This window comes from Hungatella sp. SB206 (assembly GCF_051132295.1).
In the GTDB taxonomy this organism is placed as follows: Bacteria; Bacillota; Clostridia; order Lachnospirales; family Lachnospiraceae; genus Hungatella; species Hungatella effluvii.
Map to the genome: position 1 here is coordinate 7389008 of NZ_CP096603.1, position 13665 is coordinate 7402672.

At 47.7% G+C, this 13665-nt stretch carries 13 protein-coding genes and 1 tRNA gene; 10 read left to right on the top strand and 4 right to left on the bottom strand.

The window, feature by feature from the left end; genetic code table 11:
- Positions 1-15: 15 nt before the first annotated feature.
- From M1L66_RS33205 to trmB, 4 genes are all read right to left on the bottom strand, one after another.
- A complete protein-coding gene (locus tag M1L66_RS33205) occupies positions 16-2298 on the bottom strand; it encodes a restriction endonuclease (protein WP_434689991.1) in 2283 nt (760 codons plus the stop codon).
- 218 nt (positions 2299-2516) lie between these two features.
- Positions 2517-2589 (bottom strand) — tRNA-Lys (locus M1L66_RS33210).
- A 107-nt stretch (positions 2590-2696) separates the two neighbouring features.
- Positions 2697-2849 carry a hypothetical protein gene (locus M1L66_RS33215; RefSeq protein WP_002605347.1) on the bottom strand — a complete coding sequence of 51 codons (153 nt, stop codon included), beginning with the start codon at positions 2847-2849 and terminating at the stop codon, positions 2697-2699.
- A gap of 77 nt (positions 2850-2926) precedes the next feature.
- Positions 2927-3571, bottom strand: coding sequence for a tRNA (guanosine(46)-N7)-methyltransferase TrmB (gene trmB, locus M1L66_RS33220; RefSeq protein ID WP_434689992.1), 645 nt, complete (start codon positions 3569-3571; stop codon positions 2927-2929).
- Between the two features lie 225 nt (positions 3572-3796).
- On the opposite strand from trmB, the gene M1L66_RS33225 reads away from it, so the two are divergent.
- The 10 genes from M1L66_RS33225 (at position 3797) to M1L66_RS33270 (ending at position 13618) form a co-directional block, all read left to right on the top strand.
- The gene (locus tag M1L66_RS33225) at positions 3797-4777 is read left to right on the top strand and encodes an SH3 domain-containing protein (RefSeq protein WP_434689994.1); all 981 of its coding nucleotides are present in this window, start codon (positions 3797-3799) and stop codon (positions 4775-4777) included.
- 335 nt (positions 4778-5112) lie between these two features.
- Positions 5113-5424, top strand: coding sequence for an ATPase (locus tag M1L66_RS33230; RefSeq protein WP_434689997.1), 312 nt, complete (start codon positions 5113-5115; stop codon positions 5422-5424).
- Positions 5425-5428: 4 nt separating this feature from the next.
- Positions 5429-6478: a V0D/AC39 family V-type ATPase subunit gene (locus M1L66_RS33235; protein ID WP_434689998.1), complete on the top strand. Its 1050-nt coding sequence runs from the start codon at positions 5429-5431 to the stop codon at positions 6476-6478.
- Positions 6479-6493: 15 nt separating this feature from the next.
- Positions 6494-8422, top strand: coding sequence for a V-type ATP synthase subunit I (locus tag M1L66_RS33240; protein WP_434689999.1), 1929 nt, complete (start codon positions 6494-6496; stop codon positions 8420-8422).
- A gap of 27 nt (positions 8423-8449) precedes the next feature.
- On the top strand, positions 8450-8878 hold the full coding sequence (locus M1L66_RS33245) for an ATP synthase subunit C (protein WP_002605353.1): 429 nt from the start codon (positions 8450-8452) through the stop codon (positions 8876-8878).
- Positions 8879-8881: 3 nt separating this feature from the next.
- A complete protein-coding gene (locus M1L66_RS33250; RefSeq protein WP_002605354.1) occupies positions 8882-9190 on the top strand; it encodes a V-type ATP synthase subunit F in 309 nt (102 codons plus the stop codon).
- Positions 9191-9206: 16 nt separating this feature from the next.
- Positions 9207-9809 carry a V-type ATP synthase subunit E gene (locus tag M1L66_RS33255; RefSeq protein WP_002605355.1) on the top strand — a complete coding sequence of 201 codons (603 nt, stop codon included), beginning with the start codon at positions 9207-9209 and terminating at the stop codon, positions 9807-9809.
- A complete protein-coding gene (locus M1L66_RS33260) occupies positions 9802-11568 on the top strand; it encodes a V-type ATP synthase subunit A (protein ID WP_029467019.1) in 1767 nt (588 codons plus the stop codon). Before M1L66_RS33255 ends, M1L66_RS33260 begins: the two co-directional genes overlap by 8 nt.
- A gap of 14 nt (positions 11569-11582) precedes the next feature.
- On the top strand, positions 11583-12986 hold the full coding sequence (locus M1L66_RS33265) for a V-type ATP synthase subunit B (protein ID WP_187024285.1): 1404 nt from the start codon (positions 11583-11585) through the stop codon (positions 12984-12986).
- 11 nt (positions 12987-12997) lie between these two features.
- Positions 12998-13618, top strand: coding sequence for a V-type ATP synthase subunit D (locus tag M1L66_RS33270; RefSeq protein WP_025531253.1), 621 nt, complete (start codon positions 12998-13000; stop codon positions 13616-13618).
- Positions 13619-13665 lie beyond the last annotated feature (47 nt).

Here is a 13665-nt window from a genome sequence, read left to right on the forward strand (position 1 = left end):
CGGCTCAGGTTTAACTTATACGAAGCTTTCTCCTCTCTCCAGAAGGCTTTGAAACATATCTAAAATAACTTCATCATTAAACAGCTGGTTATTTTTCTCCTCCCTAAACTCATAATCATCTTCTTCGTCTTCAAAATCATGGAGCTCAAAAAAACGTTCCTCGGCTGCCATCCTTGCTCCCGAAAGGTCTATCTTAAATAAACTCTGTAATGCTTCTATACTTTCCAGGTATTCATCACAGTCACTTTCATAATCAATATTCTGTATATGTTCTTCTGCAATATTGTCTCTGAAATCCTCCAAAGCCAGATAAACATCAGGAAAATTTAACGCGTCAATTTCGAGAGGGCATTCAGACGATAAGTCACGAAACAACATAAAATCCTCTATAGAATAAATGATAGACCAGAAAAACCATGCCTGTAAATATTCAAACACTTTATTATACTTCATTCGTACCAGACTCTCTCCGTAACCGGCAGCTTTTAATCCTTCCAGTATCTCCCGTAATTCATGTGGCGCTACTTTCAAGCAGCAGTTTTCGTTTGTCATATTTTTTTGCTCTTCTTCTAACAGGTCTGGTATCTTATCAATGAATTCTTTTACCATCTTATGAAATTCCGGAAACTTGAGATTTTTATTAATACGTGCTAATTTAACTGCCCTGTTTCCCATCACTTGAAATCCGCCGCACTCATACTGGACTCCACTGTTATATGTCCTTTTAACTGCATCAATCAGAGAATTCCGTTGAGCTATACATAAATCTTCATTAAATCCGGCTAGCTGAATGCTTAAATCAAAATCTTGCGCCCCCTCGCAAAGCATCCGATACTCCACATCATTTTCCAGTAAATACCCCTGAATAAAGTCGCGTACGGAAGGATTATGATAGGAAATATGCGACCTGTCGATTATAATAAAAGTTCCTTCTGTCTCCCTCAAGGCATCCTTAAAGTCGATACTTGACAAAGATCGGTTTTCCAAAATAGTCTTATGACGATGGTAAGGTTCATAACACTCTTTTAGCCTGGCAACAGAGACCGGACTACTGAATGAACACACCAGAAGCAATAAGTCTCTTGCGGCGGGACTGATCTGACGGCAGAACGACTTTTCCCATAGCTTATCCGGATGAGATAAGGTATTCATAAAGAACTCGTAAAATTTACCACCGCCACCACTATGGTAAAGATTCATAACACTTTCAATCAACCGCGGACTATAATTGGGATGATTAATAATATTCATAATCCGTTTGTTTACTAACAGATCCTCAATACATGCGTTAGAAATGTTATAAAAACATAGATGATTATACAAAATCCGGGCCCGGTCAGCTTTCGTATAATCCTCCAAAGAAATCACACATTTATCATACTTAAAGTCCTGCCTTGCAAGCTCTTCATCACTTTGGCATGCCTGATTAAGAATATACTCTCTGGTAGTCAGGATAAACTTTTTTCCCTTCTGCCTGGAAATATGTTTCATAAAAGAGATCAGTTCTTTCCCTTCATTTTTATTAGCCTTTATCTCCAAAGCCGTATCTCCCAAAAAATCGTCATATAAAAAAACCTGTTTGACACCGGGAGTATACGCCTTAAGCGCCTCCTTTATATCCGATTGAATTTTAACAATTTGATAATCCTGATCAAGATAGTATATCAACAGTATCTCAGCAAGCGTGGTTTTTCCAATTCCTGGAATTCCCGATATAATACAGCAATTATAATTATCAAGTACTTTTCTAGCCTTTCCATATGCAGTCTGGCTTTGAACATACAATTTAAGTTTATCTTTAATTTCTTCCTGAAGAATCTCGCTCTGCTGATAAACCTCACTATGAAGAATTTTCTCTAAAACTGCAGTACTGGTAAGCCATAATTTATAATGAACACGCTCTACTTCAGGATGCTCACGAAGAAGAGAATTCACTTCATTTCCACCCAATATATCATCGATTGACTTACAGTATGGTTTTAAGACATCAAATAGTCTTTCTTTTTCTCCAGGTGTTAAAGGATAGGATGTTATTAGCAGATAGCGCTCAGGATTAAGCTTCTTAATTTTGGAATATTCTTTAACCACAGCGCGATAAAGACCAGAAAAAGGCGTATTAGCAAAATGCTTACACTGAACAACAATTCGCCCTTGAGACGTTCCGGCATACCGCAGATCGATACCTAAGTCCTTTCCTCTGCGAAAGTTTTCTATCCTCTTTTTTAATAACGCACTTAACAAATCACAGCACAACAACTCAAAATCATAGTCAAACAACGATTTAAAATCATACTCCATAACTTGTCCTCACTCTGTTATTACACTTTCCCTCCGCTTTTATTTTATTAAAAACAGAGTTTCCTTAGTTAAATTGTAACATATTTTGGGGGAAATATTTATGAATGGGAATGTTTCATCAGCTTAAATCACTCTTTCGAGAACAAACAAGATTGTGACAATACGAAATAAAAGCCCCAACCCCGCAACTCTCTGTCTGCAAAATCGGAACTTTTTCGTGCGCCTTCAGGGACTCGAACCCTGGACAAATAGATTAAGAGTCTACTGCTCTACCAACTGAGCTAAAGGCGCTTCTCTTCAGTTTTGTGTGCCTGTCTCGGTGACACGTGTGTTATTATATAACTGCGTTTGACAAAAGTCAACCCCTTTTTTACAAAAAATTTACAACTCTTTCATAATTATTTATTTTTCTTCTTTTTAGGGGAGGAAGTACCGAGAGTTTTGTTCACTTCCACAAAGGATTTCTTCCATTGCAGTGCCTTCTTGTTGAGCTCCGTCTTATCGCTTGTCGCCTGGAGAAGTTTTACGGTTACCTTGTCTTTCATTCCCATATGGACCGCTCCTGTCATATCCTGTTAACTCCATTATATGACAGGCGGTCTCCGGCGTGCCAGTCCCTTTTTCCCGGTTACTTCCTTTTCCGTTCCGCAACCAGCTTAAATATGGCGTTACCCATAGAAGAAAACTTTTCCTCATATTCCGTCATGATATTTCCCTCTGCCATGTCGGAATGGTGTAAGTCGTACGTATACTCTCTGATCTCCCATCCGGCCGCAGGCACGGATTCCAGGGAATAGTCAAACAGTCCGCGGTTGTCCGTCTTAAACTCCACGACACCATCCGGGGCCAGAATCTTATCATACACTTCCATAAACGGTTCCGATGTCAGACGCCTCTTCGCGTGGCGGTCCTTGGGCCATGGATCGGAAAAATTAAGATAAATCTTCTTTACCTCGCCCGGAGCGAAAATATCAGAAAGCTCTCTCGCATCCACACACATAAAGTAGATATTGGAAAGCTCCATCTCCTGGCGTTTCTGAATTCCTCTCAGCAGGACGCTGCAGTACCGCTCAATACCCACATAATTGATCCCGGGGTTTTTGGACGCCAGTTCCATGATAAACCGTCCCTTTCCCATGCCTACTTCTATTTCAATTGGATTATCATTACCAAAGAACTCGCTCCAGCGCCCCTTCTTCTCTTCCGGGTTTGAAACCACGTAAGGGCTGTTTGCGATCTCTTCCTCCGAGCCTGGAATATGGCGTAATCTCATATTCATATCCTCCAGTACCTGTATAATTTTTTCGTTCTGATTGTACCATAGAATACGATTCGAACGCAAGTGCGGGCTTTTTGAAGGGGATTTATTATGGTTTTGCTATTTTTTACTTTTCTCTTACAAATAAAAAACTTCAAAATAATAGGTGCACAATTACAGATAATCTAGTATAATATCTGTATATTGGTATACGATCGTTTTTTGCAAAGGAGGAAGCATATGGGAACTACAGACAACAACAACTGGACAAGGGTCCAGCAAAGTGTCCGGGAGGCAGAACGTCTCATCGGCCAGAAGCAGTATAATCTGGCCATGATCAAATCCCGCCAGGCACTGGAATTTATGGTAAACTGCCTTGGAGAGAAGGCTTTGATTGTAGATGGGGATCTGGCGGACAGCATCGATCAGTTGTTTGAAGGCCACTGGATATCCCAGGCCACAAAAGACCACTATCACAGAATTCGGGTACTTGGCAACAAAGCTGTTCATGATGGTAATGACAGCCCTTATGATGCGAATGAAGCGTATCAGCTTCTTTCCCAGGAAGCTGCTGCCTTTGCAAATATCTATAGCGGCAGACGCCGCAGTACCACCCCCGCCAAGCCACAGCAGCGGCCTGCGGCAAGATCCGCACAGCCGGCTCAGAGAAGCACCGGCCAGAGGAGTTCGTCTCCCCAGAGAAGCGGTCAGCGAAGCAGCCAGAGACCGTCTTCGGCAAACCGGAGCAGGCGGCGCTCAAAGAAAAAAGGATTTGATCCCTACGACCTGTTAAGACCGGCAGTAATCTTCCTGATTATTCTCGTTATCGTTCTGGCGGCCATGGGCCTCTTCAAGCTTTTCGGCGGCAAGGATGATAAGAAGGAGACAAGCGCTCCGTCCAGTTCTCCGGAAGTTACCACCGAAGCGACTGTAGCGCCGGAACCGGCGACAGAACCGGAGCCATCGACGGAAGCCCCGAAGATTTATAAGACCACAGCCAGCCCCAGACTGAACGTCAGAGCAGAACCTTCACAGACCGGCGCAGTATTGGGAACACTGGTTCCCGGAACAGTGGTCGAATACGTCCAGGCCCATGATCAGGATTGGGCGGTCATTATGTTTGAGGGCAGGCAGGCCTATGTATCCAGTAAGTATCTGGCCGCAGAAGAAGCGCCTCAGCAGTCGGATTCCGAGACAGAAGCGACAACTGCAGCCCAGTAATATTCCAATCACAGATTCACGGTACGATCAATCACTCCGCGAAAAACGAATGTTTAGAACCGCGATGCGGACAGACGTCATATGACGGCACTGTCCGCACCGCGGTCTTTTATATTTTAAGAAAGTACTTTCGCCGCCGTTTTTGTGCACCATTTTTTTCCTTAAAAGCAAGAAATTGATAATTTTAAATCAAAAAAGTTAAAAAATATTGAATTTCCATAATTTTTAATATCCTATTTCTAAAATTACTATGGAAAATTTTTAAATTTGTAGTATGATTATAAGTTGAAACTTGTGCGTGTACGAGTTTTATTATAATTAGAGGAGGGCAATATATGGATACTGTTATTGAAAAGATATCCGAGATCGAATCTGCTGCTACCGCCATCATGGAGGATGCCAATGAACGCAAGAAAGCATTTGCCAAAGAGATGAAAGAGCGGACTGCAGCTTTTGACGCTCAGCTGGAAGCCGAGACGAATAAACGGATTGAAGAACTACGGGCCAGAATGGAGATCGAGATGAACGAACGTCTCGAAAAACAGCGGAACGATTCCCAGAACGTCCTTCACGCAATGGAACAACGTTATCAGGAACATCACACAGAATATGTGGAGGAACTATTTAAAAAAATGACAAAGGAGTGATCATATGGGAGGCCTGCTATCCTACAGCGGCATCACTACCAAGGTCCGGGCCATGGAGAGCCATCTGATCACCGACCGCCAGTTCGGCGAGATGTCCACGCTTGAATCAGTATCCGACGCAGTGGAATATTTACGGCGGCTGACCGCTTACGGCATGATTTTTTCCAATCTGGAGGGAGTCGAGCTGCACCGGGGCGCCATCGAACAGCGTCTGATTCTGTCTCAATACCAGGATTTTGCAAAGCTCTATCGTTTCGCAAACCTTTCGCAGCGCAAATTCCTGGATTTATATTTCATGCACTATGAGATCGATATCCTGAAGAAATGCTTCCGCAACGCGCTGGGCCACCAGAAGCCTGAAATAGACTTATCGGTGTTCCAGGACTTTTTCGAGAAGCATTCAAAGCTTGATTTAATAAGGCTTTCCTCGTCGGGAAGCGTACAGGAATTTATCTCTAATTTAGACGGGTCGATCTATTACGATTTGCTGACCCATTTGGATGACGTGGAACATCCTTCCCTGTTTGATTACGAGATCCATCTGGATCTTTTGTATTTCAAAACCATCTGGAAGGTCAAGGGAAAGTATCTTTCCCGAAAAGAACAGAAGCTCCTCACCGACTGCTTCGGCAGCAAGCTGGACCTTTTAAATATTCAGTGGATATACCGTTCAAAAAAATATTATAACCTGCAGCCGGCAGACATTTACGCACTGCTCATTCCCATCGAATTCCATTTAAAGAAGGAGCAGATCACAAAGCTTGTGGAAGCCGGAACGCTGGATGAATTTTTCCATGCATTGCAGACGACGTACTATGGCAGACTGGAAGACATGGACTCCTCGGATAATACCGAGCTGGAGATGCTGGCCGAGGAAGTTCTGGGCAGGATCTACAGTGCCACCAGCCACAAGAATCCATATTCCATCGCCACATTGAATTCATACCTCTATTTCAAGGAGGAGGAGATTCAGAAGATTATTACCGTCATAGAGAGCATCCGTTACGGCGTCAGCCCGGATGAAATTCTCTCCTATGTGGTAAAGAACCAGTAAAGGGGGTTATTATCCGTGATAGAAAAGATGAAGTTCTTAAGTATCACCGGGCCCAAAGAAGACATCGACCGGGTCATTGACACGTATTTGTCCAAATACGAGATTCATTTGGAAAATGCGCTGTCAGAATTAAAGACGGTAAAAGACTTAAGACCATATATTGAGATTAACCCGTACAGGGACACATACCAGCGTGCCGCCGAGCTGGTGGAACTGCTTCCGGCCACAGCGCCGAAGACCACAGCCGCCGTAGTTTCCATTGAAGAGGCCATCGACACCATTAAAAAACTGGACACGACGATGACAGAGCTTACGGAAAAGGAGACCATGCTCACCGGTGAACGCGATTCCTTCCAGGAATCCTTAGACAAGGTAGTTCCCTTTACGGGGCTTAACTATGATTTGAGTTCTATCCTGCATTTCAAATACATTAAATTCAGGTTCGGACGCATTTCTCATGAGTATTATAAGAAATTTGAAAGCTACGTTTACGACTCCATCGACACCGTGCTCTATAAGTGCCGTGAGGACGAGGAATACGTCTGGGTCGTTTATTTCGTGCCTGAGACCATTTCCAATCAGATCGATGCAATCTACTCGTCCATGCATTTCGAGCGGTTCTTCCTTCCGGATGAGTATGAAGGCACGCCGTTAGACGCCATTCACACCCTGGAGGACAAGATCTCCGCGCTTCAAGCGGACATCGACGCGGTACACAGTCAGATGGCCGAGGTGCTGGGCAGCCAGCGCGATAAACTTCTGGCCTCCTACGAGAAGCTTTCCACCTTCTCCACAAACTTTAATGTCAGGAAGCTGGCGGCCTGCACGAAGCAGAACATCAATACCTTCTATATTCTGTGCGGCTGGATGAGTGAAAAGGACGCCAAGGCGTTCCAGAAGGAGATATCGAACGACGAAAAGACCTTCTGCATCGTGGAGGATGACCACAACAACATTATAAGCAGACCACCGACAAAGCTTCATAACCCGAAGCTGTTTAAGCCGTTTGAAATGTTTATCCAGATGTACGGCCTTCCGGCCTATAATGAGATCGATCCGACCATGCTGATCGGCATCACCTACTCCTTCCTCTTCGGCTTCATGTTTGGAGACGTGGGACAGGGACTCTGCCTCCTGCTCGGCGGCTTTTTGCTTTACCGGTTCAAGAAGGCGAATCTGGCGGCTATCATCTCCTGCTGCGGATTCTTCTCCACCATCTTCGGTTTTATGTTCGGAAGCGTATTCGGCTTCGAAACGATAATCGACGCCGTATGGCTGCGCCCCATGGAACACATGACAAATCTGCCGTTTATCGGCAAGCTGAACACGGTATTTATCGTGGCTGTCTCCATCGGCATGGGTATCATCCTGCTGACTATGGTGCTTAACATCATCAACAGCCTCCGGGACCACGATCCGGAAAAAACATGGTTTGACACCAACGGTGTGGCCGGCCTCATCTTCTATGCGAGCCTGGTCCTCACAATCGTTTTATATATGACGGGCAATCCGGTACCGGCGACCGTTCTGTTAGTCATTATGTTCGGAATTCCGCTCCTTGTCATGTTCTTCAAGGAACCGCTTACACATGTGCTGGAAAAGAAGGCGCAGATCATGCCGGCCGGCAAGGGCATGTTTGTGGTTCAGGGATTTTTTGAACTGTTTGAAGTACTGCTCAGCTACTTCTCCAACACGCTTTCCTTCGTCCGAGTGGGCGCTTTCGCCGTGAGCCATGCGGCCATGATGGAGGTTGTTCTCATGCTGTCCGGCGCAGAAGCCGGTAATCCCAACTGGGCAATTGTCGTTCTCGGCAATTTATTCGTGTGCGGCATGGAGGGCTTAATCGTGGGCATTCAGGTGCTCCGTCTTGAATATTACGAGCTGTTCAGCCGTTTCTACCGCGGAACAGGCCGTGCATTTAAACCATACGGAAAGACAAATTAAATTAAACCGATCAGGAGGTATCTTATTATGTCAACTTTAGTAAAAATAACCTTAGCAGCAGCTTTAATCTTAAGCATCGCAGTTCCTTTCGGCGCATTTGCCATGGGTGAAAAGTCCAAAGGCCGTTACAAAAAGGCACTGGGCGTTAATGCGTTCTTATTCTTCGGCACCCTGATGGTATCCGCAGTCTTCATGTTCTCCGGCAGTGCAGCAGCCGCGGAACCGGCTGCTGCAGCTTCCGGCGTGGCAGGCATGGGATATTTAGCTGCCGCACTTTCCACAGGTCTGGCCTGCATCGGCGGTGGTATCGCCGTATCCGCAGCTGCTTCCGCAGCTCTTGGCGCCATCAGCGAAGATGGTTCCATCCTTGGTAAATCACTGATCTTCGTAGGTCTTGCCGAAGGTGTTTGTCTGTATGGTCTGATCATTTCTTTCATGATCTTAGGTAAGTTATAATCTATGAAAATGTATTTAATCAGCGACAACATCGATACCTGGACCGGCATGAGGCTGGCCGGGGTGGAAGGCGCTGTCGTCCATGAAAAGGCTGAGTTAAAACAGGAGCTGGATAAGGTCCTGGCCGACAAGGAGATCGGAATTGTTCTACTGACAGAAAAATTCGGACGGGAATTTCCGGACATCATCGACGATGTAAAGCTGAACCGGAAACTGCCGCTCATCATAGAAATCCCCGACCGCCATGGTACCGGCCGCAAGCCGAACTTTATCACGGATTATGTAAACGAAGCCATCGGATTAAAACTATAGGAAAGAGGTGGTCATCTTGACAACTGAGGAAAAATTACAGCATTTCCTGGATTTCTGCATGGAAGATGCGAGAAGCCGCAGTGCAAAGATGCTCGATGAATATACCGCCGCCCTGGAACAGACCTTTGCGGAGCATCAGGCAGATGCGAGGCGGAGAGCCGAACAGCAGGTGGAACTGGAAAGCGAACGGATCGAACACGAGACGAACAAGAAGCTTTCCCTGGAGCAGATTGGCATCAAACGGGAGCTCGGACATAAACAGGAAGAACTGAAAGACAAGATTTTTGTGGAGCTTAAAGATGTGCTGGAACAGTACATGGAAACTCCCGAATATACACAGCTTTTGGAGAAGCAGATCCGCCACGCCAGAGAATTCGCCGGAAATGAATTCTTTACCATTTACATCGATCCGGCAGACGAGACCAGGCTTAACCGGCTGGCGCTCCACAACAGCGCCGACATCCGCGTGAGCGAATACTCCTTCGGAGGCGGCACAAGGGCCGTCATCCCATCCCGGCATATCCTGATTGACGACTCCTTCCAGACAAAACTGGAGGAGGCAAAACGGGACTTCCGTTTTAACTTAAAGGATCTGGAGGGAGGTATCACCAATGATTAATACTGGCACTATTTCCGGTATCAACGGCCCTGTCATCTATTTGAAGGGCGACCCCGGATTCAAAATGAATGAAATGGTTTACGTCGGCAAGGACAACTTAGTCGGCGAGGTCATCGGCCTCACCTCCGGACGCACCATTGTCCAGGTATACGAGGAAACCAGCGGATTAAAGCCGGGCGAGACTGTTACCTCCTCCGGATCACCGGTTTCCGTAACGCTGGCGCCCGGTATTCTGAACAATATTTTCGACGGTATCGAGCGTCCCTTAACCGAGATCGCCAAGACCGGCGGCGCCTATATCGACCGCGGCGTCCATGTGGATTCCCTGGATGGCGGTAAGAAGTGGGAAACCCATATCACCGTAAAGAAGGGCGACCGTCTATTCCCGGGTTCCATCATCGCGGAGGTTCCAGAGACCCCGGCCATCGTGCACAAGGTCATGATTCCGCCGGACATGGAGGGCTACGTCCTCGATGTGGTATCAGATGGTTCCTACACGATTCACGATGAAATTCTAACGCTTCAGCTCCCGGATGGATCCGAGAAGAAGCTTACCATGACTCAGAAATGGCCGATCCGTGTTCCGAGGCCTACGTTAAAGAGATATCCGGCCTCCCGGCCGCTGATCACCGGCCAGCGTATCATCGATACCTTATTCCCGCTGGCAAAGGGCGGCACCGCCTGTATCCCCGGCGGCTTCGGTACCGGAAAGACCATGACCCAGCATCAGATCGCCAAGTGGTCCGACGCAGATATCATCATCTACATCGGATGCGGCGAGCGGGGCAACGAGATGACCCAGGTTCTGGAGGAGTTCTCCGAACTGATCGACCCGCGTTCCGGCAATCCGTTAATGGACCGTACCACGCTGATCGCCAACACCTCCAACATGCCGGTTGCCGCCCGTGAGGCCAGCCTTTACTCCGGCTTAACGCTGGCGGAATACTACCGTGACATGGGCTATAACGTCGCCATCATGGCCGACTCCACATCGAGATGGGCGGAGGCCTTAAGAGAGCTCTCCGGACGTCTGGAGGAAATGCCCGCCGAGGAAGGTTTCCCGGCTTACCTTGCATCCCGCTTATCCGCATTCTACGAGCGCGCCGGCATGATGCAGAACATGAATGGAACGGAAGGCTCCGTCACCATCATCGGCGCCGTATCCCCGCAGGGCGGCGACTTCTCCGAGCCGGTTACCCAGAACACCAAGCGTTTTGTCCGCTGCTTCTGGGGTCTGGACAGGAACCTGGCAAATGAGCGCCATTTCCCGGCAATCCACTGGCTGAGCAGCTACTCCGAGTATTTAACCGACTTAGCCCCATGGTACGTGGAAAATGTTGACAAGAAATTTGTGGACTACAGAAACCGCATCGTCTTTTTATTGACACAGGAAAGCAGCCTGATGGAGATCGTCAAGCTGATCGGCGGAGACATGCTTCCCGACGATCAGAAGCTGATTCTGGAGATCTCAAAGGTCATCCGAATCGGATTCCTTCAGCAGAATGCGTTCCACAAGGACGATACGTGCGTTCCAATGGAAAAGCAGTTTAAAATGATGGATTTAATCCTCTATCTCTATAAGAAATCCCGTTCCCTCGTCTCCATGGGCATGCCGATGTCCGTGCTCAAGGAGGACCCGATTTTCGATAAGATCATCTCCATCAAATACGATGTACCTAACGACAGACTCGACATGTTTGATGACTACAGGAAGCAGATTGATGCCTTCTATGAATCCGTCATCGAGCGCAACGCATAAGGAGGCGGCATAAGATGGCAATTGAATATTTAGGCTTAAGTGCTATTAACGGCCCCATGGTCGTTTTAGAGGGCGTCCAGGATGCGGCTTTCGATGAGATTGTGGAAATGACAGTAGAGGGACGCGATAAAAAGATCGGCCGTATCATCGAGGTCTACGAAGACAAGGCAATCATCCAGGTCTTCGAGGGAACGGAAGGACTGGCCTTAAGAAACGTTCATACCAGGCTGACCGGCCGTCCCATGGAGCTGGCTGTGTCCGAGGATATGCTGGGACGTACCTTCAACGGTGTCGGAGACCCCATCGACGGACTCGGCGACATCAGCTCCGATATCCGCCTGGATGTCAACGGCAAACCATTAAACCCGGTTACGAGAGAATATCCCCGTGACTATATTCGTACCGGTATCTCGGCCATCGACGGCCTTATGACACTGATCCGCGGCCAGAAGCTGCCGATCTTCTCCGGCAACGGACTTCCCCATGACGACCTGGCGGCTCAGATCGTAAAACAGGCATCCTTAGGGGACGACGCGCAGTCCAGCGAGAAGTTCGCAGTCGTATTCGCCGCCATGGGTGTAAAGTACGATGTGGCAGACTTCTTCCGCCGTACCTTCGAGGAAAGCGGTGTTTCCGACCACGTCGCCATGTTTATCAATCTGGCCAACGATCCGGTCGTTGAGCGTCTGATCACCCCGAAGGTGGCGCTGACGCTGGCTGAGTATCTGGCCTTTGAAAAGGGCATGCATATCCTTGTTATCCTGACGGATATGACGGCCTACGCGGAGGCGCTTCGTGAGGTATCCTCGTCCAAAGGCGAGATTCCCTCCCGAAAAGGCTATCCAGGCTACCTTTACAGTGAGCTGGCCGCCATCTATGAGCGCGCGGGCATCGTAAAGGGACGCCACGGCTCCGTGACCCAGATACCGATTCTCACCATGCCAAATGACGATATCACCCACCCGATCCCTGACCTTACGGGATATATCACAGAAGGGCAGATCGTTCTGGACCGCAGCTTATACGGCCAGTCCATCTATCCGCCGATCAACGTACTGCCATCCCTGAGCCGTCTGATGAAGGATGGCATCGGCGAAGGCTTTACGAGAGCGGACCATCAGGGTGTGGCAAACCAGCTGTTCTCCTGTTACGCCAAGGTAGGCGATGCAAGAGCGCTGGCATCCGTTATCGGTGAAGATGAGTTATCTCCGATCGATAAGAAATATCTGGTATTCGGCAAGGAATTCGAACGCCGCTTCGTCGGCCAGGGAAACCATGCCAATCGTAATATCATAGAGACACTGACCATCGGCTGGGAGCTCTTAGGACTTCTCCCGAGAGCAGAACTCGACCGTATCGACACCAAGGTTCTGGATCAGTACTATAAGCCGACAACCGCAGAAGCTTCCGAAGAATAGGAGGGACGCGTATGGACCCGAATACATTTCCCACAAAGGGTAATTTAATTCTCGCCAAGAGTTCCCTCACGCTGGCCCGTCAGGGATATGAGCTGATGGATAAAAAGCGGAATATCTTAATCAAGGAACTAATGGGTCTGATCGAGGAAGCCAAGGGAATCCAGTCTGAGATCGACACCACCTTCACAGCGGCCTACAGGGCCCTTCAGAAGGCCAATATCGAGCTGGGTATCAATTATGTGCAGGACATCGCCGCGGCCGTCCCTGTGGACGATACGGTGCGTATCAAGACCCGCAGCATCATGGGTACGGAGATTCCGCTCGTCCAGCACGAGGAAAAGCCGTTAAATCTGACGTATGCCTACTACAGCACAAAGGAATCCTTAGATGAGGCCAGATACCACTTTGAAAAGGTGAAGGAGCTTACGGTAAAGCTGTCCATGGTGGAAAACTCCGCATACCGCCTGGCAAACAGCATCAAGCGTACACAGAAGCGTGCCAATGCGCTTAAGAACATCACGATCCCACGTTACGAGGCGCTCACCAGAAACATTACAAACGCGCTGGAAGAAAAGGACCGCGAGGAGTTTACAAGGCTGAAGGTTATTAAGAGAAATAAGACCAGCGCCTGATTCAGCGGACAAAATATTCGTATAAATAAAAAATACCTCACAGACAG

Coding starts and splice junctions, on each gene's coding strand:
- M1L66_RS33205 (WP_434689991.1), bottom strand. CDS start 2,298: ATGGAGTATGATTTTAAATCGTTGTTTGACTATGATTTTGAGTTGTTG.
- M1L66_RS33215 (WP_002605347.1), bottom strand. CDS start 2,849: ATGGGAATGAAAGACAAGGTAACCGTAAAACTTCTCCAGGCGACAAGC.
- trmB (WP_434689992.1), bottom strand. CDS start 3,571: ATGAGATTACGCCATATTCCAGGCTCGGAGGAAGAGATCGCAAACAGC.
- M1L66_RS33225 (WP_434689994.1), top strand. CDS start 3,797: ATGGGAACTACAGACAACAACAACTGGACAAGGGTCCAGCAAAGTGTC.
- M1L66_RS33230 (WP_434689997.1), top strand. CDS start 5,113: ATGGATACTGTTATTGAAAAGATATCCGAGATCGAATCTGCTGCTACC.
- M1L66_RS33235 (WP_434689998.1), top strand. CDS start 5,429: ATGGGAGGCCTGCTATCCTACAGCGGCATCACTACCAAGGTCCGGGCC.
- M1L66_RS33245 (WP_002605353.1), top strand. CDS start 8,450: ATGTCAACTTTAGTAAAAATAACCTTAGCAGCAGCTTTAATCTTAAGC.
- M1L66_RS33250 (WP_002605354.1), top strand. CDS start 8,882: ATGAAAATGTATTTAATCAGCGACAACATCGATACCTGGACCGGCATG.
- M1L66_RS33260 (WP_029467019.1), top strand. CDS start 9,802: ATGATTAATACTGGCACTATTTCCGGTATCAACGGCCCTGTCATCTAT.
- M1L66_RS33265 (WP_187024285.1), top strand. CDS start 11,583: ATGGCAATTGAATATTTAGGCTTAAGTGCTATTAACGGCCCCATGGTC.
- M1L66_RS33270 (WP_025531253.1), top strand. CDS start 12,998: ATGGACCCGAATACATTTCCCACAAAGGGTAATTTAATTCTCGCCAAG.